At 56.2% G+C, this 24,152-nt stretch carries 27 protein-coding genes; 16 read left to right on the plus strand and 11 right to left on the minus strand.

The window, feature by feature from the left end; all coding sequences use genetic code 11:
- Positions 1–214: 214 nt before the first annotated feature.
- The 9 genes from GCE01_RS05495 (at position 215) to GCE01_RS05530 (ending at position 9,486) form a co-directional block, all read left to right on the plus strand.
- On the plus strand, positions 215–1,342 hold the full coding sequence (locus GCE01_RS05495; protein WP_174694794.1) for a hypothetical protein: 1,128 nt from the start codon (positions 215–217) through the stop codon (positions 1,340–1,342).
- Between the two features lie 159 nt (positions 1,343–1,501).
- Entirely contained in the window at positions 1,502–1,882 is a 381-nt protein-coding gene (locus GCE01_RS05500; RefSeq protein WP_086633540.1) for a glycerol dehydrogenase, read from the plus strand.
- Complete coding sequence (locus tag GCE01_RS05505) at positions 1,882–4,101, plus strand: pyrroloquinoline quinone-dependent dehydrogenase (RefSeq protein WP_099211551.1); 2,220 nt, start codon at positions 1,882–1,884, stop codon at positions 4,099–4,101. The genes GCE01_RS05500 and GCE01_RS05505 overlap by 1 nt, the downstream gene beginning before the upstream one ends.
- Before the next feature lie 195 nt (positions 4,102–4,296).
- The gene (locus GCE01_RS05510) at positions 4,297–5,481 is read left to right on the plus strand and encodes a glycosyltransferase family 4 protein (protein ID WP_099211978.1); all 1,185 of its coding nucleotides are present in this window, start codon (positions 4,297–4,299) and stop codon (positions 5,479–5,481) included.
- Positions 5,471–5,647: a hypothetical protein gene (locus tag GCE01_RS16815; RefSeq protein WP_167386121.1), complete on the plus strand. Its 177-nt coding sequence runs from the start codon at positions 5,471–5,473 to the stop codon at positions 5,645–5,647. Before GCE01_RS05510 ends, GCE01_RS16815 begins: the two co-directional genes overlap by 11 nt.
- Positions 5,648–5,653: 6 nt before the next feature.
- The gene (locus GCE01_RS05515) at positions 5,654–6,556 is read left to right on the plus strand and encodes a DMT family transporter (RefSeq protein ID WP_064275650.1); all 903 of its coding nucleotides are present in this window, start codon (positions 5,654–5,656) and stop codon (positions 6,554–6,556) included.
- Between the two features lie 72 nt (positions 6,557–6,628).
- On the plus strand, positions 6,629–7,180 hold the full coding sequence (dcd, locus tag GCE01_RS05520) for a dCTP deaminase (RefSeq protein ID WP_064275649.1): 552 nt from the start codon (positions 6,629–6,631) through the stop codon (positions 7,178–7,180).
- Between the two features lie 14 nt (positions 7,181–7,194).
- Positions 7,195–8,451 carry a UDP-N-acetylglucosamine 1-carboxyvinyltransferase gene (murA, locus tag GCE01_RS05525; protein ID WP_046900589.1) on the plus strand — a complete coding sequence of 419 codons (1,257 nt, stop codon included), beginning with the start codon at positions 7,195–7,197 and terminating at the stop codon, positions 8,449–8,451.
- Between the two features lie 198 nt (positions 8,452–8,649).
- Positions 8,650–9,486: an aldo/keto reductase gene (locus GCE01_RS05530; RefSeq protein WP_099211553.1), complete on the plus strand. Its 837-nt coding sequence runs from the start codon at positions 8,650–8,652 to the stop codon at positions 9,484–9,486.
- 37 nt (positions 9,487–9,523) lie between these two features.
- On the opposite strand, the gene GCE01_RS05535 is transcribed toward GCE01_RS05530, so the two are convergent.
- The 3 genes from GCE01_RS05535 to GCE01_RS05545 form a co-directional block, all read right to left on the minus strand.
- Positions 9,524–10,270, minus strand: a complete 747-nt coding sequence (locus GCE01_RS05535; RefSeq protein ID WP_099211555.1) for a dienelactone hydrolase family protein — start codon at positions 10,268–10,270, stop codon at positions 9,524–9,526.
- A gap of 140 nt (positions 10,271–10,410) precedes the next feature.
- Positions 10,411–11,889 (minus strand): mannitol dehydrogenase family protein, encoded by a 1,479-nt coding sequence (locus tag GCE01_RS05540; protein WP_099211557.1) that lies wholly within the window; start codon positions 11,887–11,889, stop codon positions 10,411–10,413.
- Between the two features lie 132 nt (positions 11,890–12,021).
- Complete coding sequence (locus tag GCE01_RS05545; RefSeq protein ID WP_080951436.1) at positions 12,022–12,624, minus strand: glutathione S-transferase family protein; 603 nt, start codon at positions 12,622–12,624, stop codon at positions 12,022–12,024.
- Between the two features lie 105 nt (positions 12,625–12,729).
- Here GCE01_RS05545 and GCE01_RS05550 point away from each other — a divergent pair, with 105 nt between their 5' ends.
- Positions 12,730–13,200, plus strand: coding sequence for a GAF domain-containing protein (locus GCE01_RS05550; RefSeq protein ID WP_099211559.1), 471 nt, complete (start codon positions 12,730–12,732; stop codon positions 13,198–13,200).
- A 3-nt stretch (positions 13,201–13,203) separates the two neighbouring features.
- Here the strand turns inward: GCE01_RS05550 and GCE01_RS05555 are convergent, their stop codons facing one another.
- The 4 genes from GCE01_RS05555 to dinB form a co-directional block, all read right to left on the minus strand.
- Positions 13,204–13,758 (minus strand): LOG family protein, encoded by a 555-nt coding sequence (locus GCE01_RS05555; protein ID WP_086633532.1) that lies wholly within the window; start codon positions 13,756–13,758, stop codon positions 13,204–13,206.
- Positions 13,759–13,793: 35 nt separating this feature from the next.
- Positions 13,794–14,990 (minus strand): MFS transporter, encoded by a 1,197-nt coding sequence (locus GCE01_RS05560; RefSeq protein WP_099211561.1) that lies wholly within the window; start codon positions 14,988–14,990, stop codon positions 13,794–13,796.
- A 154-nt stretch (positions 14,991–15,144) separates the two neighbouring features.
- Positions 15,145–15,630: a DUF2501 domain-containing protein gene (locus tag GCE01_RS05565; RefSeq protein ID WP_046900597.1), complete on the minus strand. Its 486-nt coding sequence runs from the start codon at positions 15,628–15,630 to the stop codon at positions 15,145–15,147.
- Between the two features lie 64 nt (positions 15,631–15,694).
- A complete protein-coding gene (dinB, locus tag GCE01_RS05570) occupies positions 15,695–16,834 on the minus strand; it encodes a DNA polymerase IV (protein WP_099211563.1) in 1,140 nt (379 codons plus the stop codon).
- Between the two features lie 49 nt (positions 16,835–16,883).
- Between dinB and GCE01_RS05575 the strand changes: the two genes are divergently transcribed.
- Positions 16,884–17,450: an NUDIX domain-containing protein gene (locus GCE01_RS05575; protein WP_086633530.1), complete on the plus strand. Its 567-nt coding sequence runs from the start codon at positions 16,884–16,886 to the stop codon at positions 17,448–17,450.
- Positions 17,451–17,457: 7 nt separating this feature from the next.
- Here GCE01_RS05575 and GCE01_RS05580 read toward each other — a convergent pair whose 3' ends face one another.
- The 3 genes from GCE01_RS05580 to GCE01_RS05590 all read right to left on the minus strand — a co-directional run bounded on the left by GCE01_RS05580 (position 17,458) and on the right by GCE01_RS05590 (position 19,090).
- Positions 17,458–17,751, minus strand: a complete 294-nt coding sequence (locus GCE01_RS05580; RefSeq protein ID WP_174694795.1) for a putative quinol monooxygenase — start codon at positions 17,749–17,751, stop codon at positions 17,458–17,460.
- An 89-nt stretch (positions 17,752–17,840) separates the two neighbouring features.
- Positions 17,841–18,218: a hypothetical protein gene (locus GCE01_RS05585; RefSeq protein WP_046900601.1), complete on the minus strand. Its 378-nt coding sequence runs from the start codon at positions 18,216–18,218 to the stop codon at positions 17,841–17,843.
- A 47-nt stretch (positions 18,219–18,265) separates the two neighbouring features.
- A complete protein-coding gene (locus GCE01_RS05590) occupies positions 18,266–19,090 on the minus strand; it encodes a PadR family transcriptional regulator (protein WP_174694796.1) in 825 nt (274 codons plus the stop codon).
- A 122-nt stretch (positions 19,091–19,212) separates the two neighbouring features.
- Here GCE01_RS05590 and GCE01_RS05595 point away from each other — a divergent pair, with 122 nt between their 5' ends.
- From GCE01_RS05595 to GCE01_RS05615, 5 genes are all read left to right on the plus strand, one after another.
- Positions 19,213–19,905: a TVP38/TMEM64 family protein gene (locus GCE01_RS05595; protein WP_099211565.1), complete on the plus strand. Its 693-nt coding sequence runs from the start codon at positions 19,213–19,215 to the stop codon at positions 19,903–19,905.
- Between the two features lie 103 nt (positions 19,906–20,008).
- Positions 20,009–21,262 (plus strand): multidrug effflux MFS transporter, encoded by a 1,254-nt coding sequence (locus GCE01_RS05600; protein ID WP_099211567.1) that lies wholly within the window; start codon positions 20,009–20,011, stop codon positions 21,260–21,262.
- 14 nt (positions 21,263–21,276) lie between these two features.
- Positions 21,277–21,627: a response regulator gene (locus GCE01_RS05605; protein ID WP_064275635.1), complete on the plus strand. Its 351-nt coding sequence runs from the start codon at positions 21,277–21,279 to the stop codon at positions 21,625–21,627.
- 65 nt (positions 21,628–21,692) lie between these two features.
- Complete coding sequence (locus tag GCE01_RS05610) at positions 21,693–22,232, plus strand: adenine phosphoribosyltransferase (RefSeq protein ID WP_046900606.1); 540 nt, start codon at positions 21,693–21,695, stop codon at positions 22,230–22,232.
- A gap of 9 nt (positions 22,233–22,241) precedes the next feature.
- Positions 22,242–23,057, plus strand: a complete 816-nt coding sequence (locus GCE01_RS05615) for an NADPH-dependent oxidoreductase (RefSeq protein WP_099211569.1) — start codon at positions 22,242–22,244, stop codon at positions 23,055–23,057.
- A gap of 16 nt (positions 23,058–23,073) precedes the next feature.
- Here the strand turns inward: GCE01_RS05615 and GCE01_RS05620 are convergent, their stop codons facing one another.
- A complete protein-coding gene (locus GCE01_RS05620; protein ID WP_099211571.1) occupies positions 23,074–24,096 on the minus strand; it encodes a glycosyltransferase family 61 protein in 1,023 nt (340 codons plus the stop codon).
- Between the last annotated feature and the right edge of the window lie 56 nt (positions 24,097–24,152).

The following is a 24,152-nucleotide window of genomic DNA, read 5'->3' on the forward strand; positions in this document are numbered from 1 at the left end:
GCTCGCTTCGGCCCTGTCAGGCACCGGGGCGAGCCCTTGTGACGTAAAATCCGATCCATCAAGGGATCGTGTTTCCGAGACCAGATTTAGGCGGGGCAGCAAAGTGTTTCAAGCCTTGGCGGTAACATCTTTCATGAAAAATATACGTTCGCATCATTCAGGAAACGGTTGTGACTTCCGCTTGGCCACGGAATGGTCCACTTTGAGATAAGTCATGAAAATTAATCTGATATTCCGGGCCGCGCCCCTGGCTGCACTTATCTGTCTTGCTGCCTGTGGGCCGATAGGGCCATCCAGGCTTCAGCATGACGAGCTTGAATACTCGCGCGCTCTGGGCGAATCCCAGAAGCATGAGATGCTCCTGAATATCGTGCGCCTGCGTTATGCCGATCCGCCGACGTTTCTGGATACGACGCAGGTCATTGCCGGATATAGCGTATCCAAGAGCGTGAGTGGCGGGTTCTATGCCTATCCTGCCACTGCCGTCGGCAATTATCTCTTCGGAACGGGGACGATGACATCGGGTGAAAGCCCGACCTTCACCTATCAGCCGGTGACGGGGCAGCAATACGCCGAGAATATCGTGCGGCCAATTTCTCCTACCGTTATCATGCCCCTCAGTCTCGGTGGTCTTCCCATTGACACCCTCTTGCGCCTGACAGCGCAGTCGATCGATGGACTGTCCAACGTGCGAGGGCTGGGAGCAGGGCCATTTGGCGGAGGCTCTGTCCGCTTTTATCTTTTGCTGCATGATCTGCGTCAGCTTCAGATCGCAGGCGCGATGACTATCCGCATCACAACCGATGCGCCGCCTCCGACCGATGACAACAATACCAAGAAGAGTTCTTCCAAGCCGGAAAACGGCAACGGCCAAGAGCATTCCTATCTGGTGCTGTCTTCGACATCTGATAGCAGCCTTCTTTCGACGCAGGCGGAAGTGCGGCGCCTCCTGCATCTGGATGCCCAGGCTGAAGAAGCGGAAATAGTTTACGGCCCCTATCCCAAGCATCCTGGGCAGATTGCTATCCTGACGCGCTCGATGCTCGCGATGCTCACGCAGCTTGCTTATGAGGTTGAGGTTCCGGAAGAGGACATCAAGGTCGGCCGGACACCGCCAACGATCGGGCAGGTGGGTATTGAGAACCGGCCGGAAGTTGTCATTCATTCAGGACACAAGGTTCCCGACCGCCGATATGCGGCGGTTGAATATAATGACATGTGGTTCTGGATTGATGAGAAAGACTTCCAGAGCAAGCTCGCCTTCACAATGGTTCAGGTTCTCAGTGCTCTCGCTGCCACCAACCATACAGGTGGCGCAGTGGTCACGATTCCAGCTGGATAATGCTGATATTTGCTGAAATGGTCATTTTTCAAATAGTTCCAAGCACATTTTTGTTACCGCAAACACGCCTTTGTTAAAGGATATTCAGAATAACTCTAATGGACCTCGCTGGATAATCGACATACCGTCCCGGGTATTCAGTCTGGGAGGCATCCGGTTATGCCGAATATTAACGGCACGAAGACTCTGACGGAGTGGCTGACGCTGCTTCTGGGGGTCGTTATTCTTCTTGTGGGCCTGATCTTTGTCATCATGGGGGCTGACCTCGCGATGCTGGGCGGCTCTGTTTACTACGTCATTTGCGGGATCGTGCTGGTTGCCAGCGGGGTGTTCATGGTGATGGGCCGCACGCTCGGCGCGTTCCTGTACCTAGGCGCCCTGGCCTACACATGGGTCTGGTCCCTGTGGGAAGTCGGGGTCAGCCCGATTGACCTTCTGCCGCGCGCTTTCGGTCCGACCATTCTTGGCATTCTGGTGGTCCTGACCATTCCGGTCCTTCGCCGCCTGGAATCCCGCCGTACACTCAGAGGAGCCGTCTGATGCGTCGGTCTCACCTTCTCGCAACAGCCGCAGGCCTCGCGCTCGCCTGTTCGCCCCTCGCCGCCCACGCTCAGTTCGCTCCCGCAGGCTCGGGTGGTTCTCCGACCGCCGCAGTTCCTGGTCCAGGCAATGCGAATGAGCCTACTGAGAGCGGTCCTAAAGAGCAGAGCTATTTTGCCGGACCCTCTCCATATGCTCCGCAGGCTCCGGGCGTAAATGCTGCAAACCTGCCGGATATCGAGTCAATTGATCCGTCAGAAGTGCCTGCCATGGCACCCCAGCAGAGCGCAAACCCTGCTCCAGGAGACTGGGTTGCTTATGGCCGTGATGATCATCAGACGCGTTATTCGCCGCTGTCTGAAATCACGCCTGAGAACGCTGGCAACCTGAAGGTCGCGTTCACTTACCATACGGGCAGCTATCCACGTCCAGGTCAGACCAACAAATGGGCAGCTGAAACCACACCCATCAAGGTGGGTGACGGCCTCTATATGTGTTCGGCCATGAACGACATCATGAAGCTGGACCCGGTGACGGGGAAGCAGATCTGGCGTCGCAATGTGGATGTGAAGTACCACTCCATTCCCTACACAGCAGCCTGTAAGGGCGTGACGTATTTCACGTCGTCCGTCGTGCCAGAAGGCCAGCCCTGCCACAATCGGCTTATCGAAGGTACGCTTGATATGCGCCTGATTGCTGTTGATGCGGCAACGGGTGAGTTCTGTCCGAATTTCGGTCACGGTGGTCAGGTTAACCTGATGCAGGGTCTTGGCGAGTCCGTTCCGGGCTTCGTTTCCATGACCGTACCGCCACCGGTCGTTGATGGCGTTGTCGTCGTCAACCACGAAGTGCTGGATGGTCAGCGTCGCTGGGCACCGTCTGGTGTGATCCGCGGTTACGATGCTGAAAGCGGCAAGTTCGTCTGGGCATGGGACGTCAACAACCCGACCGACCACAGCCAGCCAACGGGAAATCGCCACTATAGCCGCGGTACGCCGAACTCATGGGCCGCACTGACGGGCGATAGCGCTCTTGGTCTGGTTTATGTGCCGACCGGGAACTCCGCTGCCGACTATTACAGCGCTCTTCGTAGCGATGCCGAAAACAAGGTTTCTTCCGCAGTCGTGGCGATTGACGTCAAGACGGGTGAAGAAAAGTGGGTTTTCCAGACCGCCCATAAAGACGTCTGGGATTATGATATTGGCTCTCAGGCAACCCTGATGGATATGCCTGGTCCTGACGGCCAGCCCGTTCCAGCTCTTATCATGCCGACGAAGCGCGGTCAGACGTTCGTTCTGGATCGCCGGACAGGTAAGCCAGTTCTCCCCGTCGTAGAGCGTCCGGCTCCGTCACCAGGCGTCATTCCTGGCGACCCACGGACACCGACGCAGCCCTGGTCTGTCGGGATGCCTGCTCTGCGCGTGCCTGATCTGAAAGAGACGGATATGTGGGGCATGTCTCCCATTGATCAGCTCTTCTGCCGCATCAAGTTCCGTCGTGCGAACTACGTTGGTGAATTCACGCCGCCGAGCGTTGATAAGCCATGGATTGAATACCCGGGCTACAATGGTGGCAGTGACTGGGGTTCCATGTCCTATGACGAGAAGAGCGGAATCCTGATCGCGAACTGGAACATCACCCCGATGTACGACCAGCTCGTCACCCGCAAGAAGGCCGACAAGCTTGGTCTGATGCCGATCGACGATCCTAACTTCAAGCCAGGTGGCGGTGGCGCCGAAGGTAATGGTGCCATGGACGGAACGCCATACGGCATCGTCGTGACGCCGTTCTGGGATCAGTACACGGGCATGATGTGCAACCGTCCGCCTTATGGCATGATCACGGCCATCGACATGAAGCACGGTCAGAAGGTGCTGTGGCAGCACCCGCTGGGAACGGCTCGTGCTAATGGTCCATGGGGTCTGCCGACAGGTCTTCCCTGGGAGATCGGAACACCGAACAATGGTGGTTCTGTCGTGACAGGTGGCGGTCTGGTGTTCATCGCAGCCGCTACGGATAACCAGATCCGTGCCATTGACGAGCACACCGGCAAGGTCGTGTGGAGCGCGGTGCTCCCGGGTGGCGGTCAGGCCAACCCGATGACTTACGAAGCCAACGGACATCAGTACGTTGCCATCATGGCAGGTGGGCATCACTTCATGATGACGCCAGTCAGCGATCAGCTCGTGGTTTACGCTTTGCCTGACGCCGTTAAGTAAAGCCGACGACTGTGGCGGATGTGCTGTGCACATTCGCTACACTCCATCGTCAAGGGGGGACTTCTGTGCTAGCAGGGCATGGACGCCTCCCTTTTTCGTTTCTGCCTGTTTTTCATTCTGAAAGCCTCAGGCGCAGACCGATCAGGAAGGCTTCTCGTTCGGATCAAAATTTCAGAATGGCCCGCCGAAACGCTCATGACTGACCGTTCTCCCGTGATCCTCCAGGTCCTTCCTGCACTCAGTACTGGGGGGCTTGAGCGCGGTGCCATCGAAATCGCCGCTGCCATCACTCAGGCGGGCGGGAAAGCCATTGTTGCTTCAAAGCCGGGGCCGCTGCTGATCCAGTTGAGGCACGCTGGCGCAATTCATGTGCCGCTCAACCTGAAATCCAAATCACCTGTTGCTGTACTGCGCCGGGCCCGTGATCTTCAGAAACTGATCCGCCAGCAGGGGGTGGATCTGGTGCATGCCCGCTCCCGTATTCCGGCATGGGCGGCCTGGCTGGCCTGTCGTCGTGAAGGGATCCCGCTGGTCACGACATGGCATGGTGTTCATGGTGCGGGTTGGTGGGGCAAGAAGCTTTACAATTCTGTTCTGGCCCGTGGCACGCGCGTGATTGCCATTTCGAATTTCATCGCTGGCCGTTTGTCCGGGCAATATGGTGTTCAGTCAGACCGTCTGCGGACCATTCCCCGTGGGGCCGACCCTTCTCTTTTTGACCCGGAAAAGGTCTCCGGCGAGCGGATCCAGCGTCTTGCTGAAGCTTGGTCAGTGCCTCACGGCGCCCGCGTGATCCTGATGCCTGCACGTCTAACGGCGTGGAAAGGGCAGAGGGTCCTGATTGAAGCGCTGAAGTTTCTCAAACAGGCCTCTGTTGCACCCTGGATCTGTGTTTTGGTTGGCCCGGAAACGGATCATAAATTCGCGCTCTCTCTTGGGCGGAGAATTCAGGAGCTGGGTCTGGAAGACAGGGTTCGCTTCGCAGGGACATGCCAGGACATGCCAGCGGCCTGCGCTTTGGCGTCCGTTGTCGTCGCACCGTCTCTGCGGCCTGAACCCTTCGGGCGGACGCTTGTAGAGGCGCAGATGATGGGCAAACCCGTTATCGGAACGGCACAGGGCGCCATGATGGAGACGGTATTGCCCGGACAGACCGGTCTCGTTATTCCTCCCGATAATCCTCAGGCATTGGCCGAAGCACTTGTCGGCATTCTGTCGGCCGATGATGAGACGCTTGCCTATCTGGCAGAAAATGCCCGTGAGCATGTCTTGCGAAATTATACGATCCGACAGATGCAGTCGGCGACACTCGGTGTATATGACGAGCTGCTTGGAACGCATCTTCGAGCATCTTTCGACGGACAGACTGATGACAACTGACAAGACGGAAAACGGCAAAGCTACGGCCCATCTGACTGATAAGGCGCAGGCTGCCAAAGAGGCACGCGCAGTTCGCGAAGCCAAGGCGCTCCGGGCCAATCTTCTGCGTCGGAAACAGCAGCAGCGCATCAGGCCCACAGCGCCCACACCGTCCTCCGAAAGCTAAGGCGTCATGAAAATTCGTCTGCCAACGCCAACGCCACAGGAACTGGCGTTGGCGGGCGTTACGGCGCTCTGGGGAGGCACTTTTCTGATCCTGCATCTGGCCATGCAGCATTGCGGACCGATGTTTTTTGTCGGTGTGCGATTTCTGATGGCCGCAGCCATGGTGGCGTGTCTGGCAGGTCGTCACATGACGGGTCTGACACGGAAAGAAGTGCGATCCGGTATTCTGATCGGGATTGCCCTTTCAATCGGGTATGTTCTGCAAAGTGCAGGTTTGCGTGAGGTGACCAGCAGCCGTTCTGCATTCATCACGGCTCTCTATGTGCCGTTGGTGCCACTGTTCCAGTGGGCCATTCTGCGTAAATCGCCGCACATTATGAGCTGGGTCGGAATCGGCCTGGCGTTTGCCGGCTTGATTGCGCTGGCAGGGCCGGCAGCCCTGACCCTGACCTTTAGCCATGGCGATTTACTGACGGTGCTGTCAGCATGCGCCATCGCCGCCGAAATTGTTTTGATCAGCCTGTTTGCCCAAGGCGTGGACAGTCGTAGAATCACGGTCTGTCAGCTTGTTGGAGGCGGCCTTTTTGCACTTTTGCTCATGCCGGTCGCCGGGGAGCATGTGCCAACGTTTTCATGGATCTGGGTTGTCTGTGCTGCGGCTCTCGGAAGCCTGAGTGCTCTGGTACAACTCGTGATGAACTGGGCTCAAAAGTCCGTCCCACCTTCAAAAGCTGCTGTGATTTATGCAGGAGAGCCTGTCTGGGGTGGACTGGTCGGCTGGCTGGCAGGCGATCAACTGCAGGCCACCACGCTTCTTGGGGCTGCTTTGATTGTCTGTGGTGTTCTTGCCAGTGAGATGAGACCGCGCTGGCTTGTCAAAAGGCAACAGCACCTCACGGAAAATGGCTAAACCGACACATTGCGTGATCGGGCGGCTGTCGCTAGAGCAGATCGATCCCCCCGTGTAGGAGTTAATGCGTCCATGCCAATCATGCCTGATACCTGGATCCGCCAGATGGCCAAAGAACACGGCATGATTGAACCGTTTGTGGAAAACCAGAAGCGGGAAGGCGTTATTTCCTACGGTCTGTCGTCATACGGTTATGACGCGCGTGTCGCGGAAGACTTCAAAATCTTTACCGATGTGGACAGTGCCGTCGTCGATCCGAAGAACTTCGCCGCGAACAGCTTCGTGACACGGACGGGCGACATCACGATTCCCCCAAACAGCTTCGCACTGGCGCACACGATCGAATATTTTCGTATTCCGCGGGACACGCTGGTCGTCTGCCTTGGCAAGTCCACCTATGCGCGCTGCGGTATCATCGTGAATGTGACGCCGCTTGAGCCGGAGTGGGAAGGGCAGGTCACCATCGAAATCAGTAACACGACGCCGCTGCCTGCGCGCATCTATGCGAACGAAGGCATCTGCCAGTTCCTGTTCTTCCAGGGCGCCAGCCCTTGCGAAGTCAGCTACGCGGATCGTGCCGGTAAATACATGCGCCAGTCCGGCGTAACCACGCCTCGGCTGTAAGGAGCGCATCACTCATGGACCGTTTCATTATTCGTGGTGGCCATCGCCTGACGGGCGAAATCGAGATCGGGGGCGCAAAGAACTCCGGCCTCAAGCTCATGGTCGCAGGCCTGCTGACCTCTGATCGTCTGGTGCTGTCCAACGTTCCGCAGATTGCCGACATCAAGACGATGCGCGATCTTCTCAAGGGGCTGGGCATCGCCGTCGAGGCTGTGGGTGAGCGCACCCTCTCTATCGGAGGCGAAATCGGATCGGTGGAAGCCCCGTACGACATCGTTTCCAAGATGCGCGCTTCCATTCTCGTTCTTGGCCCGCTTCTGGCGCGTGCCCGTGAAGCCAAGGTTTCGCTGCCGGGTGGCTGCGCTATTGGCACGCGTCCTGTGGACATGCACCTCAAGGGGCTTGAAGCTCTGGGTGCTGAAATTCGTCTTGAGAACGGATACATCAATGCCCGTGCGCCCGAAGGCCTGAAGGGCGACCGGATTATCCTGCCGTTCGCCAGTGTTGGTGCGACGGAAAATCTGCTGATGGCGTCCACGCTCGCCAAAGGCCGTACCGAAATCGTCAACGCAGCGCGTGAGCCCGAAATCAGCGATCTGGTGCACTGTCTCAACGCGATGGGCGCACAGATTACGGGCGAAGGTTCCGGTACACTGATCATTGAAGGCGTAGAGCGCCTGCATGGTGCCAACTATGCGGTCATGCCAGATCGCATCGAATGCGGCACCTATGCTTGCGCTGCGGGCATCACGGGCGGTGATCTTCTGCTCGTTGGTGGTCGTGCCGATGATCTGGGGGCTGTAATCCGTACCCTTCAGGAAACGGGTGTTGAAGTTGAGGAAGATCCGCGTGGTCTGCGTGTCCGTCGCACCGGTAAGCTGACAGGCGTGGACATCATGACGGAGCCATATCCGGGTTTCCCGACGGACATGCAGGCCCAGTTCATGGCGATGCTCTCTGTTGCGGATGGTGCGTCCATGATTACCGAGACGATTTTCGAAAATCGTTTCATGCATGTTCCTGAGCTGAACCGGATGGGTGCGCGCATCAATCCACATGGTCGCTCGGCAATTATTCGTGGCGTTCCGAAGCTGTCCGGTGCTCCGGTCATGGCTACTGATCTTCGGGCGTCTTTCTCGCTCATTCTGGCTGGACTTGCTGCTGAAGGCGAGACGCAGCTCAGCCGGATTTACCATCTGGATCGTGGGTATGAGGGCGTAGATCGCAAGCTCGCAGCATGTGGTGCTGATATCGAACGCGTTTCAGACTAAAGATTGTTTAGGCTTCTTTTGATGCAAGCGGTGAGCCATTTTGGTTCACCGCTTTTTTTTGTGGCTCGTGCGTCTGAAGCCATCTGTTATGAAACGCTTCCTCTCTGTCGGGCGTAATACGTCAAACCCGAAAGTCTTCCTTAGGCATTTGATAAATTCCCCAGGGATTGAATGCGGCAGAGTCAGGAGAAGCAGAGAATGACGATTCCGACAGTCACGCTGAATGACGGCACAACCATTCCGGCGATCACGTTCGGAACCTATAAGCTGAACGGCGCTGCGGGCGTTGAAGCCATGAACAGTGCCCTCAACGTGGGCTATGATGCGCTGGACAGTGCGTTCAATTATGAGAATGAAGGTGCAGTTGGCCGCGCCGTGCGTGAGAGCGGCCGCCCCCGGGAAGAACTGCGCGTCGCCTCAAAGCTACCAGGCCGCCATCATGACTATGATGCTGCGCTGACAACGATCGAGGAGTCCCTCTATCGCACGCAGCTTGATTACTTTGACCTGTATTACATTCACTGGCCTAACCCGAAGCAGGGCAAGTACGTTGAAGCCTGGAAAGCCCTGATTGAGGCAAAGAAGCGCGGCTATATCCGATCAATTGCCGTATGCAATTTTCTGCCAGAACATCTTGAGCGGCTGAAAGCCGAAACAGGCGTTCTTCCGTCGATCAACCAGATTGAACTGCATCCCTATTTCCCGCAGGACGAGATGCGGAAGTGGAATCATGATCACGGGATCATTACGCAGGCTTGGAGCCCCTTGGGGCGCGCAAGTGACCTTCTGACAAATCCTCTGTTGAAAACAATTGCTGAGCGGTTAGGCAAGGAAGTCGGGCAGGTTATTCTCCGCTGGCATCACCAGCTTGGTTCTGTGCCCATTCCCAAGTCTGCCACGCCTGAGCGGCAGATTAAGAACAGGTCCATTTTCGACTTTGCCCTGACAGAAGACGATATGACAAAAATTGCCTCTCTGGCACGTGCGGATGGGCGTCTCGCCGATCAGGATCCTGCCACTTACGAGGAATTTTGACGTTTGAAGGGCTTCCTGCAGCGGAAGCCCCCTTCGGTTACCCTCGTGTCAAAGCGCGCTGAAATAGAGCATTCGTCCAGTTCATGGCCTGCAGGAAGAGAGCAGCATCGAAGCGTGGTGCTCCATCACGCAGGAATGCATGTTGGGCGTTAACTTCATGCCACTCCAGCGTGACGCCCGCGTCCTCAAGTCTATCCCGGATTATACGCCGTCCCGCATAGGGAACATGCGGGTCTGACTGGCCCCAAACCATCATCAGTTCACCAGTGATGTCTGTGGCCCGAATGAGCGAGTCATCAGACTTGCCTTCACCAAGCGTCGCTGAATGCAGGTCGGTGGCATAGAAACACGCTGTTGCTTTGACTGCAGGATGAAGAGCTGCCCGATAGGCGAGATGCCCCCCTAGGCATACACCAAAAGCGCCAATTGCTCCCGTGCAGAAACTGCTGTCTTGCAGCCATTCGACAAGGGCTGCCGTGTCGTTGTCAAAGGCCGAGACAGGCTTGGCGTATTTCAGATCATTCCCGCGATCCGTTCCATCCTTGTCATAGGCAAGGACAGTCCCGGCGGGCTCGTACTCATGATACACTTCGGGGATTGCGACGAGATATCCCTGTCCCGCAATCATGGCGCCCAATCGTTCGATAGGTGCCGTGACCTGATAGATTTCCGAAAACAGCATGACAGCTGGGAAACGGCCATCCTGAACCGGTCGAAAAATATGGACACGCATTGAGCCAGTAGGCGTTTGAAGATCGATTTTTTCGTCAGTGCTGATGATCATGAGACGATCTATCCTGCGAGAGTTTGCAAGTAACGCATCTGGCTCTGTTTGTAGGCGGCCCACTGGCGGGCCGCAACGACGTCGTCTGGAGAAAGGGTTCTGTGCCGGTTGTTAATCTCAACCGGCACAGGACACCCTGATCAGCCCTTTGGCGTGATGACGTCCGCAAGTGTCGCAGCGGTTCCACGATCCTGCAGGCTCTGCCGCATGTCAGTGAAAAGCTGGACGAAAGCAGGGTTGTCAGTGAGGCCCCAGCCCGCAAAGACGCCCATATCTAAAGCGCGCGCCGGATCGGTGTCCGTCACCAGTGCACGATCTTCCTTGCTGAGACGTGGCTCTGTGACAGGGAAGTCCGCGTTTGTATCGTCCCGGCCGTTCATGTAGGCGCAGTAGCAGGCCAGCAGGAACGCGATCCGGCGCATGTCACCGTTGTCTTTCACCACGATCTCGGCTGTCGGGCGAATAAAGACCGGCAGTTTGGATGTGCTGTCCGACGCAATGCGCAGAAGCTGATCACTGACAGCCTTGTTGCGGAAACGCTGGAGCAGGAGGGCTCCATATTCCGGAAGGCTGATGCCCGGAGGAGCGGTCAGATGTGGTTCTGAGTCAAAACCCAAAAACTGCTGAAGGAGGCGGAAAAGGCTCTCGTCTTCCATGGCTTCACTGACAAAGCGGTACCCCATCAGAACCGCGGGGAGGGCCAGCATGGAGTGGGACGCGTTGAGCATGCGCAGCTTGACCTGTTCGTATGGCTCAACATTGTTCGTGAACAGCACACCCGCCTGCTCCCAGGCCGGACGCCCTTCTGGGAAATTGTCTTCCACAACCCATTGGATGAAGTCTTCGCAGAACAGCGGGGCGCGGTCTTCAATGCCGCTTTCACTATTGAGGCGAGCAATGTCTGCCGGTCCAACCGCTGGGGTAATACGATCAACCATGCAGGCCGGGAACGAGACGTTCCGGGAAATCCAGTCTGCCAGTTCGTCGTCTCGCAGGCGTGCGAAGGACAGGACAGCGTGGCGCGCAACCTCTCCGTTCGACGGAACATTGTCGCAAGAGAGAATTGTGAAAGCATTCACACCGGCTTCACGGCGCAGACGAAGGGCCTCGGTGAGGATACCAAATGCTGTTTCCGGCACTTCACGCTTGAGGTCCGCAACGATGGTCGGATGGTCAGCCATGAAGTGGCCTGCCTCATCCATGTAATATCCACCTTCCGTGATCGTCATGGTGACGATGCGGATTGCTGGATCGGTCAGGCGCTTCAGGGCTGCCAGACGGTCTGCGGGAGCATGGATGTATTCCACCAGGGATTTTACAACCCGTACGACGTCCGGACGGCCCGATGGGCATTCCCGCAAAGTGTAAAGACCGCCCTGAGACTGAAGGGCTTCAGCCTTCTGCACTTCAGACGGCACATCCATCAACCCAAGGCCAACAATGCCCCAGCTTTCCTGGCCCGGCAGAGCCAGTGTGCGGTCTGTGTACACGGCCTGATGGGCGCGGTGAAAGTTTCCGACACTGAGATGGGCAATCCCCGCAGTCACCTTCTGGCGATCATAAGGGGAGGTGAGGATGGTCTCTGGAAGGTGGGCCAGAGTTTCCGGGGTCAGTTTCATGATGGTTCTTCCGAACGAAAGGCCCGACCCTTTTAAGAAGAAGACGTGATGAGGAAACTGTTTTTATTAAATATAAATTTTTTCTAATATTTCTCGCACCAATGAGAGGATTCATTAGGGAAACGAAAATATTCATAACCCGAAAGCAGATGCTTCCGGCATGGGAATAAAGTCAGGCAGCGCTTCTATACGCTCCAGCCATTGTTGAACTGCAGAATAAGGCGCCAGAGACACCCCGCCCTCAGGTGCGCGTTTGATGTAAGCGTAACAGGACAGATCGGCGAGCGTGGGCATGTCACCTGCGAGAAATGGCCGCTGTTTCAGTTCATCATTCATAAAGGGAAGCAGCTTCGCAGCCTTTGCCTGAGCCGGGGCAATATCATCCGGGCGCTTCCAGAGCGTCGCTGCACGCGCCATAGCCGGTCCATACCGCAATTCGCCAGCGGCAATGGAAAACCATTTTTGAACTCGCGCCGCGCCGAGTGCATCCTCTGGCAGCCATGAACTGTCGGATGCATAGGTTTTCGCGAGATAGACCAGAATGGCATTGCTGTCTGTCAGGATAATATCGCCGTCTTCCAGAATCGGAATTTGTCCCAGCGGATTAAGCTTCAGCACTTCAGGCGACTGCATTGAGGCTTCAACGAAACTGTAATCCAGCTTCAGGATCGACAGGAACAGCCGGACGCGATGCACATGGCCGGACAGAGGAATTCCATAAAGACGTCTAGCCATGATCTGGTCCGGCAATGGTGAAAAGGACAGAGTGGCCATCGTGACGGAGACACGCAACGGCTTTATGGTCCTGTTTCATCTCATTTTAACTCAGGATCATCCGACATGAGTGCGCCTATCCATCGTCTGACCGTGGAAGATCTGGTGGAAACCGTTGAATCGGTTGTCGCGTCTGAAACGGATCAGATTGCGAACATGGCCAATATCGCGGCCCTGCTGTTCGAGGCCTTGCCAGACATTAACTGGGCCGGGTTCTATCTCTTCAAGGATGATCAACTGGTCCTTGGCCCGTTTCAGGGGCGTCTGGCCTGCACGCGCATTCCGCTTGGGAAAGGCGTCTGTGGAACTGTTGCCCAGCAGAAAACCACGCTCGTCGTTCCGGATGTGCATGCGTTTCCAGGGCATATTGCCTGTGATGCTGCCTCGGCTTCCGAAATCGTGGTTCCCATCCTCCATGATGGAAACCTGATCGGAGTTCTGGATATTGATAGCCCTGTGAAGAACCGCTTCGATGCGGAAGATCAGGCCATGATCGAGAAGATTGTCAGCGCCTTTGAAAAGACGCTGACAGACTGAATTTCAGGCAGGAACGTTTTCGCGCAGATGGTTCATCAGCGCGGGAACGTCTTCCACAACGGTGAACAGCTTAAGCGTGTTGGGGGAGGCAAAGCCCTGCTCAACGGCATCGGTCAGGGTGCGGACAAGCGATTTTGCCCAACCACCAATATTGACGATGTAAATCGGGTCTTGGTGCAGACCGAGCTGCTTCCAGGTCAGAATTTCCATCAGTTCGTCAAACGTGCCGAATCCGCCTGGGATGATGGCATACGCATCTGAAAGCTCGAACATGCGGGCTTTGCGGCTATGCATGTTGGGTGTCACTTCAAGCTCTGTCACGCCTTTATGCATGACTTCGCGATCATGCAGGAACCCGGGAATAACGCCGATAACCTGCCCCCCCGCAGTCAGGGCGGCATCCGCAACGGTTCCCATCAGACCCACATGACCACCGCCGTAAACGAGCGTAATTCCGTTCTGGGCCAGAGCCGTTCCAAGTTCGGATGCACCTTCTGCATACACAGGGGAGTTGCCGAAGCGGGAGCCGCAGAAAACAGCGCAGGAACGAATGGTCATGGGAAGCAGGTCCTGTAAGGAAGCGGGCAGAACGCTTAGACGGCAGGCTTCCGCCCAAGCGAACGGCTGATGAGCACACCGACCAGACAGCACACCGCAGTCGTGCCGAACATGGTCTTGTAGCCAGCAAACTCGATGACCTGCCCGAGCACAAGACCCGAACATGCAATCGCCAGATCAATGAAGATCGAATATGCGCCCAAAGCGGCCCCGCGGTTCTGTGGGCCAGCACTGTTGACGGCCAGAACACCAAGGGCAGGGAACAGCAGGGAGAAACCTGCGCCAGTCAACGCCGCACCGATCAGAGCAGCCCCTTGTGAGGGGAAAATTGCCAGACAGGCCAGCCCGACAGCTTCGATCAGCAGAGAGACGATCGCCACGAAAACGCCACCACGCCGGGCAATCTGTGAGGCGAAAAAGAACCGGATAACAACGAATACGATACCGAAGACGGACAGGGCTGTTGCAGCGCCCTCCCAGTGCAGAACGGCATAATACAAAGCAAGAAAGGACGAGATGGCGCCGAATCCGATGGAGCCAGCCGCCAGCGCCATGCCATGCGGCAGAACCAGACGAAGGGCGCGCGTGAAGGGAACGGGCTTTTCCGTAGAGGGAAGAGGCTTGATGCCCTTGTAAAAGCCGATCAGGGCAAGACCAAAGAGCGGAAGAATAACGGATAGGATACCGACCGAGACAATGCCGCCATAAGGATGAGGAAGCTGTGAGAGCTTGGCGCCAATCGGTGCACCAAGAGCAATGCCTCCATAAGAACAGATACCGTTCCACGAAATGGCAATAGCTGTGTTTTCAGCTCCGGCCCGGCGAATATTCCAGACAATAACGCCCGTGGCGGCCCAGCTTTCTGCCCATCCTAGAAACAGACGACTTAAGAGCAAAATTCCAAGGGAAACGGCTGGTGTTTCGCCTGACCAACCCGCACCGATCATCAGCAGGCCTGATATGAGGCATGTCAACAATCCGCCTAAAACAACCGGTTTGGGGCCTATGCTATCTACCAGCCGACCAGCAGAAGGCCGCGCTGCGAATGTCGCAAGATACTGCAGGGAGAAGGCCAGACCGGCGATCGTCGTGCTATAGCCCAGCGTATGGTGCACGAAGATCGTCAGGACGGCATTGGGAAGCCCGATAACGATGTAAACCAGAAGATTGAACAGAACGACGGTAAGAACCCGCTTCGTCGGTGAACTCACCGGCGTTTCTTCCGCAGTCATGCCTTTAATCTCCTGTTTCTTTAAGTAACTAACTGGTTACGTTCTGTCTGGCATAGGACAGTTTGAACGATCCGTCACGGTCAATGGACCCCTCAGGTCCAAAAAACAACAGTATGTGATCTCTCGGGAATGAACATCCCGAGAGAAGGTGGCCTTAAAGCATGTTCTGCAGGCGGCTTGAAACCGCTGAGCATACTTTCTGGCGCAACGGCTCTGCCAGTGAGGACAGGGAGTATTGCTGGGACGTATTCGTCTGGTTGCTGACGGCCTGAAGAATGCCCTGCTGGCCAGCACTGTATGCCGGGCTGTTGGTCACGCCTGCTGCCTGTGTGGCAGTGGAGAGAAGACCCGTAGCATTCGTCCCCGTAGCAAGGTTGTTCGTCACGCAATAGTTCAGCACGCCGGCCAGATTGCTGGTGGAGGTGGAGGAGAGATTGGGCAGCCCAAGGGCGCCCGTCAGGCCTCCGGTCAACTGTGAAGCTGTGCTCTGGGCTGCGGCAGTTGCAGCGGATGTTGCCGCTGCCTGCGTTTCCGGATTCTGGGCAGCCGACATCCCGGATGTGCAGCCTCCAAGAGAAAGGGCTGCAATGGCCGCAATTGCGCCAGTCGAGAGCAGGGCTGGCAGGCGGAACGGAACCATAAAATTTCAACTCCTGTAAGGACAACCATGAGGCGTGATCTGCCTCTATGCGTCCTAACAACGCTCAAAAGAGAGAAAGTGAGCGAAAAACCTGTCGATTTTCGGGGAGCGTCGTTTCTGGCTGATCGAAAGCAAGTTGCATTTGTGAATTCTCGTCCGGTATCTCCAGCGTTGATCCCGCGAGAGCCGATAACGTGAGGCCGAGAAGACGCACGCCAGGCACTAAAGGGAAAAGCGGCGTCAGGAGAGACTGGCCAACTTCCGCCAGAACTGCTTCGGACCCAACAGAGACAGGCAGACTGCGGGCACGGGTAATTCGGCGAAAATCTGAGTATTTGACCTTGAGAGTTATGGTGCGGCCGGTGATCTGTTTGCGCTGGGCCTGTAGCCAGAGTTTGCTGGCAATCATTCCAAGAGCATTGCGTGCAGCGGCTTCATCTCGCAGGTCTGTCAGATAGGTCTGTTCTGTTCCCAAAGACTTGCGCTCGCGATTAACCACGACGGGGCGGTCATCAATCCCGCGGGAAATGCCATGATAAAACGAAGCGGCCTTCCCAAAGTGGCGTGTGAGCGTGAGCAGATCCATTTTCCGGAGGTCTGCGCCAGTTTTAATGCCCAGAGCATTCATTTTTCGAGCAGTTGCCGGGCCAATTCCATGGAACTGGTCTACGGACAAATTCAGCACAAAATCCGGCCCCATGCGCGGCGTGATGACAAAAAGCCCGTCAGGTTTGCGGTAATCGGATGCCAGTTTGGCCAGAAACCGGTTGTAAGAGACTCCAGCGGAAGCTGTAAGGCCGGTTTCTTTGCGGATGTCTGCACGAATGCGTTCCGCAACCAACGTGGCCGAACCATAGGCGCCCAGATAATCCGTGAGATCCAGATAGGCCTCATCAAGGGAAAGGGGCTGGATGAGGGGCGTATATCGGGCAAAGATCTCGTGGATCTGCATGGAAACAGCGCGATAGACGTCAAACCTGGCCGGTACGAATACAAGATCCGGACAGAGGCGCTTGGCTTTCAGGGACGGCATTGCAGAGCGCACACCAAAAGGACGCGCTTCATAACTGGCAGCGGCAACAACGCCACGGGCCTCGCCCCGTCCAACCGCGAGGGGGCGGCCACGTAAGGACGGGTTATCTCGCTGTTCGACAGACGCATAAAAAGCGTCCATGTCGATATGCACGATCCGGCGGGACTCCATCTGTACAGTGTCGCCGATCAACAGGAACGAAACAAGATCGGATCAGTCCATGAGCATCGAAGACGCCCGTCGCGCCGCTGGTTTCCAGACAGTCTCAACCCGTCTGGCTTACAGCAATCCGTGGACGGCCCTGCGAGAGGACATCATCATTCATCCCAACGGCAAGAAGGGCCTTTATGGCATTGTCGAGCGTGGAGAGTTTGTGGTGATCCTGCCCATGCATGCTGATGGCCGCGTGACCCTGATCCAGCAGTTTCGGTACCCGGTTGGGGAGCGCCTGCTCGAACTGCCAATGGGAATGTGGGAGACCAAAGAGAACGTCGATCCTGTCGAACTGGCTCTCGGTGAACTCCGCGAGGAAACGGGCCTGCGCGCTGGCGAGATGATCCATGTGGGAACGATGTATCAGGGGGCCGGATACTCGAACCAGAAAGGACACGTCTTTCTGGCGCGTAACCTCACGCGCGGGGAAACCGAGCTGGAAGACACCGAGCAGGACATCACGACGCAGGACATGACGCTGGGCGAATTTGAAAACCTGATCGCCCGTGGCGAACTTAAATGCATGGTGTCTCTGGCTGCCTTTGCGCTGATTCGCGCAAAGGGCCTGATCTGACGTCCGTTCAGATTACGGTATCAAGAAACACAACTTTCGAGCCACCGTCTTCAACCAGTGTTTCGATGGCCTGGTTAAAGACGCGGCCGTGGTCTGTGCCCATGTGAGCCTTGAAGGCGTCTTCGTCGCGGTAAGTTTCTTCGACATGAAAGAAGTCAGGATCAGTCGCCAGTGTGTGAACGACAAACCGTTCACAGCCGGGCTCGGCTCGAACGTCGGCTGCCAAGCCTACGAGAAGGTCGCGAACTTTTTCACGGCAGCCGGGAAGGGCTTTCATCGTGGCATAAAGGGATTTCGGCATAGGTCTTGATCCGCTTGAAAAGACTGAGATGCGTCTGAGCGCCGATCATCAATGGGCCGCTTGGGGGCTTCCTTCAAGGGGAGAACCGTTCAACCTTTCCCGATGAGTTCCTGACATCGCATGAATGACAGTTTTTCGCGAAAGATGAACAGAACGTAGTAGTCCAGCTCACGGCTGCGGGTCTTTGTCGTACGGGTATAGAATGGATAAATATCCAGCGGTCCCTGCAACCCTGCAGGGCGCGGCTCTGACTTTAAAATACAGTCCACCCGGAACAGCGGCATATAAACCGCATCTTCCCCAGGATTGCGCCGGACGTGCCATAGATTCCGACGGAATTTCTTGAGCCGGTCAGGAAGCGCAAAGATCATTGATTTTTCAATGAAGCCGGCTGGAAAGACTTCAGGCCGATAGTACTGCATGTCTTCGGGCATATTGCAGAAGTAAGGGTGGTCCTGAACAATCATGACCACCCTTTACTCCATACATTCGCTCAGACGAAGAGGCGGGATCTTCAGTCGGCGGATGGCTTGTCTTCTGGTGTTTCACCGCTGATGTCGGCTGCAGCCTGCCGCAGGATCTGCACCACCCGGCGCAGTTCCTCTGCATTCGCTCCGCGACGGGATTTCAGAGCCAGCTTCAGAGCCAGACGTGCCTCATGCAGGTCCTGACCCAGGCTTGGATCAAGATCATTCACTCCACTGAAGGCATCCCGAACTTCCGACATCCGGGCACCAATCCGGGCGAGGACCTCGAGAATACGATTCGCCGTCTCCCGGTTCGCTTCGTAATGGGTGCGCCCCGCATCCGTGAGGCTGTAAAGCTTACGGTTGCCTTCCTGTGTGACGGCGGTGAGGCCAGCCTCTTCAAGATAGGTGAGGGAAGGGTAAATGACGCCAGGGCTCGGCTTGTAGAAGCCACCGGAGTGCTCTTCGAGGCGGCGGATCAGCTCGTAGCCATGCGCAGGCTGATCATGGAGAAGCGCTTCAATGACAATCTGAAGTTCCTCAGCTGTCAGTTTACGACCACGTCCGAAAGTGTCGTCACCAAAGCCGCCGCCACCGAACCGGCCGCCGCCGCGTGGTCCACGACCACCAAAGCCGCGTCCCCCACGGCCTTCTCCACCCCGGCCACCAAATCGGCGCCCTGCGTGTTCGCCACGCTCTGGAGGAAATCCGCCTTCACGGAAGTCCGGACGATCCTGCATTTTTTCTCCTTCGCTGGTTAATGCGTCGCTGCGGCGTCGACCACCCTTGCGATGCTTGTGTCCGCCGAAGCCAAAACCCCGGGAGAACCTTGAGAAACCGCGCTCAGCGCGATTGGTATCATGTTTGAACATTCTGTTTTCCTTCATTCGATATGTCGTACGATATAGTATCTTAAGATATATCTGCAAGAGTTTCTTTTTCAAAATCTGCTCGTGCCATAGCCGCGTGCCGTTTCCGCTGGTATCCGGCGGATATGGGTAGCCCGATCTCTTCCCCTCCTGATCCCGAACTGCGGCGCACATTTCGTCAGCTGGTGCCCTGGCGTGCTGCTTTGACGATTGGTGCGATGCTGTTGTGTGTGGCGCTGTTGCAGCGGTTGCCCTTCATTCGTCGTCTGCTGGAAAACGCGCCGCATTGGCACGAGACTCCCTATGCAGCAGTCTGGTTCCTGCTACTGGCCATTCCGTATTGTGCCTGCGGTCTGCCTCGTCAGGCTTTGTGCATTGCCGCGGGGCTGGCGTTTGGAGTCTGGGGTGGGCTGGGCCTGTGTTCTCTGGCCTATATGCTGGGGGCGATGGCGGCTTATGGCTGGGCCAGAGTGCTCGCACCGGTAAAATTTCGACAAAGGTTGCATGACCGCCTGCAAAGGAATTATGCAGCGCTGGCAAGAATCCTTCATCGCAAACCCTTCCGTGCTGTTCTCACCTTTCGGCTTATGCCTGTTGGGTCTGCTCTGCTGGTCTCCATGGCAGCCGGATTATTTGAACTTCCGCTTCCAGCCTTTGCGTTGGCAACCTGCCTTGGCGGTTTGCCTCAGAACCTGGTGTTTGTTCTGGTAGGGGCTGGCACACGTATTGGTCATATGGTCCAGCTTGGTCTCGCGGGTGGCCTGTTTGTGGTTTCTGGCGTTCTGGGAGCATTGCTCCTGCGTCAGGCAGATGAATAACCGTTCGAACATCTCGTTCTGAACGATTCACTGGTTTGATCCGTTCGTGAGGGACGGGTCCTTTCTCATCTTCTGAACATTGCTTTTTCACAGGCAGAAACGAATGACAGAACAGAGCATGGCGTTCCGGCGTGGAGATACCATTCCGGGATGGTTGCCGCTTATGCTGGGTATCTTCACGGCAGTCGGACCTGTCTCCACAGATATCTATCTCCCGGCCCTCCCTGAAATGGAACGCCAGCTTCATTCTGCTCCCGGTTCAGGCAGTATCACCATGGCTGCCTGGGTTATCGGACTGGCCATTGGTCAGATCACGATTGGCCCGGTGTCAGACAGGTTCGGCCGACGGCTGCCGCTGCTGATTGGCATGATCGGATACACAATCGGCGAGGTCGGCTGCGCACTGGCCCCGACCATGACCATCATGTGCATCTGCCGGGTTTTTTCAGCTCTGATGGCTTCGGCCGGACTGGTGATTCCCAATGCATGTCTTCGGGATCTGACGGAAGGTGATGAAGCATCCCGCCTCATGTCGCGCCTGATCGTTGTGCAAGGTGTTGTCCCGATTCTCGCGCCCATGCTGGGTGGCTTTGCGCTGAAGTTTGTGGACTGGCGGGTCATTTTCTGGGCCACGGCCGTGTATGGGGGGCTCTGTACCCTGATGCTCCTGACAGTCTTCCCGGAAACGCTCCCCACGCAGGAGCGCCGGGACATGCGGCCTCTCTCCATCATCGAACGCTATATCTATATTCTACGGACCCGTAGCTTCATCACGAATGGCCTCGTCTGGAGCTTTCTGGGCTTCGTAACCTTCACCTATCTGACAGGCGCTCCCACGCTGTTCGAAGAGCGTTTCGGCATGTCTCCGTTCCATTACGGAATGCTGTTTGGTCTGTTCGCGGTCTGTATGATCGGGGCTTCCGCCATCAATGGGCTTGTGGTGGGGAAGGTCAGTACGACCCATATGCTTTTCAGTGCGCTGGGGATCAGTCTGACAGGCAGTATCCTTTTCCTGGCGCTGGCTGTTATTTCCGCTGTTGATCTGACATCGGGCGGGCAGCTTCGATCCTTCTTCCTCTGGCCGCTGATCATCTCGCTTGTCATCACAATGGCGCCAACAGGCATCATTGGACCCAATTCAATGGTTGGCATTCTGTCCGAACAGTCCGAACGTGCAGGCTCGGCTTCTGCTCTGGCAGGAACAATGCAGTACCTGTTCGGAGCGGTAGCAAGTGCGCTGTTCGGTCTGATGTCCCCCGGGACGGCCATTCCATTTGCGGGCTTTCTGGTGTTCGCCTTCTGCGCGGCAACCGTGTTTGCTCTGCTGAGGCCCAGACTGCCATCATCAGCGCCCTGAAGGAGTTGAGAGTGATGCAGGTACTTCTTGTTGAAGACGATGTGGCCGTGGCCCTCGTGGTGAAGACGGTTCTGACGCGGGAAGGATGGGACGTTCATCTGGTTGAGGATGCTGAAAGTGCCTTGGCATGGGACGGGTCCGCAGACCTGCTGGTGACCGACTACAATCTTCCAGGTGTGCTCAATGGTCTGCTGCTGGCCCGGAAACTGCGGGAACAGAATGCCAGCCTTGCCGTGGTTCTCATGTCAGGAGACTTCGAGGAGGGGCAACTGATGGGGGAAAGTGTGGCTGTTCTGCCCAAGCCGTTTCGCAGGAATGCGCTGCTTGAAGCCATCGATCAGGCCCGGAACGCAATCCGGGCTTGAGTTGTAGGGGAAGAGTCCCCTACATGGCCCGCTGTTTGCCACGCCCAGAAGAAAGCAGTGCCGCCATGTCGTTTCAGGAACCCCAGCCGCTCAACCTCAAGGACTACATCCGTGAGGTTCCCGATTTTCCGAAGCCGGGCATCCTGTTTTACGACATTTCCACGCTGATCCGCTCTGCCGAAGCCTGGCAGGTTGCGACGGGCCGTCTGGCACGTATCATCTCTGCCTGGCAGCCGGACCTGCTGGCTGGCATCGAAAGCCGCGGCTTCCTGACAGCAGCGCCTCTGGCACAGCGCCTCGGCTGCGGCTTCACCATGTTGCGCAAGCCGGGCAAGCTGCCAGGTGAGACAATCTCCCTGAAGTATGGTCTCGAATATGGCGAGGACGAACTCCATATTCAGGCTGACGCCATCAAGCCGGGTCAGCGCGTTGTCGTTCTTGATGATCTGTTGGCCACCGGTGGCACGCTCGCTGCCTCCATCGATCTCCTGCGCAAGGTTGGTGCAGAAGTTGTGGGTGCCAGTGTGTTGATCGAGCTTGCAGGTCTCAAGGGACGTGACAAACTGGATGTCCCGCTGAATTCGCTCATCACTTACGAAGACTGAGGAACCACCATGTCCGGCATTTCTTCCCTGTGGCAGATCCGCTATCGCACTGATGCCCCGAAAGACCTGCCGGACAATCCGGTTCTTCAAACTCTCCTGAAACACCATTCCGTCCGGGCATATTTGCCGGATGCATTGCCAGCCGGGACGCTGGAGGCTGGAATCGCAGCATCCTCTTCTGCGGCAACGTCCAGTAATCTGCAGGTATGGTCCGTTGTTGCGGTTGAAAATCCGGAGACACGGGCAAAGCTTGCCGAGCTCTGTGGTAATCAGAAGCACATCGAAGTTGCACCGTTGTTTCTGGCCTGGATCGTCGATCTGGCGCGTCTGGAACGGATTGCGGAACGGGCAGGCAAGGGGAGTGAAGCGCTGGATTATGAGGAAATCTTCCTCATGAGCACGCTGGATGTCGGTATCGCTGCCCAAAATGCTGTGACGGCGTTCGAATCCATGGGGCTTGGAACCGTTTATATCGGTGGCTTGCGGAATCATCCGGAAGACGTTGCCAGGCTGCTAAACCTTCCGCCCAAAACCGTTGCGGTTGTTGGCCTCTGTGTGGGACGTCCTGATCCGTCGGCTCAGAACGGTTACAAGCCGCGTCTGGGGCAGGATGTCGTTGTGCACCGTGAACGCTACACTTCCGCAAATGAAGCCGAAGGTGTTGCCGCCTATGACCGCGTTGCTGATGCCTATCAGCAGGAGCAAGGCCTTGCACCGCGAGCATGGTCTGAAACCGTGGCAAGTCGTGTGGATAGCTACCACGGGTTGAGCGGCCGCCATGTCATGAAGGCTGTGCTCAACCGTCTGGGGTTTGCTCTGAAATAAAAATATCGGTTTTTGGTTATAGCATTTTGGCCGCCTGGATTATGCGCTGTGCCAGAAGCCGCGGGTTATGACAGACGACACTCGCCCGGAACCCATTAATCCCATGACCGTTTTCAAGAAGTTCGGGGTCATGAAGATAAAGGCTCCGGGAGTTCGTGACCTTATCAATTAAAACCTGATTGGATGGGGCTTCGTCTGTGTGGCAAAGGGAAAGAATCCGGTTCTTCTGATGGAAGATGCCTGTGTGCAGGGATGAGCCACTAAACCCCATAAACACTCCCCCTTCTTTCCACAGGCGAATTTGCTCAACTAACGTGAGGTTTTCGGGGGCTACAATTTCTACTCCGTAAGCGGCCAGATGATGTGTAAGCTCTTCTTCCTGTTCGATGCGTCGGATACCAGATTGTAAATGGTGCTTAGTGAAATAAATCATCCTATCTGGGCATTGTTTGACAGGCGTTGGCACCAGGACTGATCCCAGCCAGTTCATAAGATCTTGATAGGTTCTGTGGATATGGCTGTTTTCCTCGAACGCGAGGCCGGGAACTTCAATGGACTCAAAGACTGCCCCGTGAGGAAATCTGACAAAATTTTCCTCTTTCAAACCCAGGGCGTCCCAAAGGATTCGAATGTGAGGAACCGCAAACATGTCCTCAACAGTGTAGTCTTCATCAAAAACCAGGCGCAGGCGCGAGCGGTTTCCAGATGACAGGTTCCAAAGGCGCGCGACGGCTCCTATAAGGAAATGACCATAGTGCCGGTTGACGTGCCCTAGATGAATATAGTGAAAATCCCTGCTGATTTTTGGAAGATCAGCTCCGGTTTCCAAAGTATACAGTCTCCCAAGAGGAGTATGGGGTTCTGGAAAGCCGCGGAATGTCAGGGACTCAGTGACAACCCGACCGGAAGGCTCATAGAGGCCTTTTGCATCTCTGTATCTTGAACGGGGCAACCATATGGCGCCTTCAATGATGCGGGTTGGTGGATTCTGCTCAATCAAAGCAGCATGTCCGTACATTTTTGTGCAATTTATGAGCATCAAGTATCCTGATTTTGCCCTAAAGCGTGGCAATCAATTCAATATGTTTATTTGAA

It is taken from the genome of Gluconobacter cerinus (assembly GCF_002723935.1).
In the GTDB taxonomy this organism is placed as follows: domain Bacteria; phylum Pseudomonadota; class Alphaproteobacteria; order Acetobacterales; family Acetobacteraceae; genus Gluconobacter; species Gluconobacter cerinus.

Coding starts and splice junctions, on each gene's coding strand:
- GCE01_RS05495 (WP_174694794.1), top strand. CDS start 215: ATGAAAATTAATCTGATATTCCGGGCCGCGCCCCTGGCTGCACTTATC.
- GCE01_RS05500 (WP_086633540.1), top strand. CDS start 1,502: ATGCCGAATATTAACGGCACGAAGACTCTGACGGAGTGGCTGACGCTG.
- GCE01_RS05505 (WP_099211551.1), top strand. CDS start 1,882: ATGCGTCGGTCTCACCTTCTCGCAACAGCCGCAGGCCTCGCGCTCGCC.
- GCE01_RS05510 (WP_099211978.1), top strand. CDS start 4,297: ATGACTGACCGTTCTCCCGTGATCCTCCAGGTCCTTCCTGCACTCAGT.
- GCE01_RS16815 (WP_167386121.1), top strand. CDS start 5,471: ATGACAACTGACAAGACGGAAAACGGCAAAGCTACGGCCCATCTGACT.
- GCE01_RS05515 (WP_064275650.1), top strand. CDS start 5,654: ATGAAAATTCGTCTGCCAACGCCAACGCCACAGGAACTGGCGTTGGCG.
- dcd (WP_064275649.1), top strand. CDS start 6,629: ATGCCAATCATGCCTGATACCTGGATCCGCCAGATGGCCAAAGAACAC.
- murA (WP_046900589.1), top strand. CDS start 7,195: ATGGACCGTTTCATTATTCGTGGTGGCCATCGCCTGACGGGCGAAATC.
- GCE01_RS05530 (WP_099211553.1), top strand. CDS start 8,650: ATGACGATTCCGACAGTCACGCTGAATGACGGCACAACCATTCCGGCG.
- GCE01_RS05535 (WP_099211555.1), bottom strand. CDS start 10,270: ATGATCATCAGCACTGACGAAAAAATCGATCTTCAAACGCCTACTGGC.
- GCE01_RS05540 (WP_099211557.1), bottom strand. CDS start 11,889: ATGAAACTGACCCCGGAAACTCTGGCCCACCTTCCAGAGACCATCCTC.
- GCE01_RS05545 (WP_080951436.1), bottom strand. CDS start 12,624: ATGGCTAGACGTCTTTATGGAATTCCTCTGTCCGGCCATGTGCATCGC.
- GCE01_RS05550 (WP_099211559.1), top strand. CDS start 12,730: ATGAGTGCGCCTATCCATCGTCTGACCGTGGAAGATCTGGTGGAAACC.
- GCE01_RS05555 (WP_086633532.1), bottom strand. CDS start 13,758: ATGACCATTCGTTCCTGCGCTGTTTTCTGCGGCTCCCGCTTCGGCAAC.
- GCE01_RS05560 (WP_099211561.1), bottom strand. CDS start 14,990: ATGACTGCGGAAGAAACGCCGGTGAGTTCACCGACGAAGCGGGTTCTT.
- GCE01_RS05565 (WP_046900597.1), bottom strand. CDS start 15,630: ATGGTTCCGTTCCGCCTGCCAGCCCTGCTCTCGACTGGCGCAATTGCG.
- dinB (WP_099211563.1), bottom strand. CDS start 16,834: ATGGAGTCCCGCCGGATCGTGCATATCGACATGGACGCTTTTTATGCG.
- GCE01_RS05575 (WP_086633530.1), top strand. CDS start 16,884: ATGAGCATCGAAGACGCCCGTCGCGCCGCTGGTTTCCAGACAGTCTCA.
- GCE01_RS05580 (WP_174694795.1), bottom strand. CDS start 17,751: ATGCCGAAATCCCTTTATGCCACGATGAAAGCCCTTCCCGGCTGCCGT.
- GCE01_RS05585 (WP_046900601.1), bottom strand. CDS start 18,218: ATGATTGTTCAGGACCACCCTTACTTCTGCAATATGCCCGAAGACATG.
- GCE01_RS05590 (WP_174694796.1), bottom strand. CDS start 19,090: ATGTTCAAACATGATACCAATCGCGCTGAGCGCGGTTTCTCAAGGTTC.
- GCE01_RS05595 (WP_099211565.1), top strand. CDS start 19,213: ATGGGTAGCCCGATCTCTTCCCCTCCTGATCCCGAACTGCGGCGCACA.
- GCE01_RS05600 (WP_099211567.1), top strand. CDS start 20,009: ATGACAGAACAGAGCATGGCGTTCCGGCGTGGAGATACCATTCCGGGA.
- GCE01_RS05605 (WP_064275635.1), top strand. CDS start 21,277: ATGCAGGTACTTCTTGTTGAAGACGATGTGGCCGTGGCCCTCGTGGTG.
- GCE01_RS05610 (WP_046900606.1), top strand. CDS start 21,693: ATGTCGTTTCAGGAACCCCAGCCGCTCAACCTCAAGGACTACATCCGT.
- GCE01_RS05615 (WP_099211569.1), top strand. CDS start 22,242: ATGTCCGGCATTTCTTCCCTGTGGCAGATCCGCTATCGCACTGATGCC.
- GCE01_RS05620 (WP_099211571.1), bottom strand. CDS start 24,096: ATGCTCATAAATTGCACAAAAATGTACGGACATGCTGCTTTGATTGAG.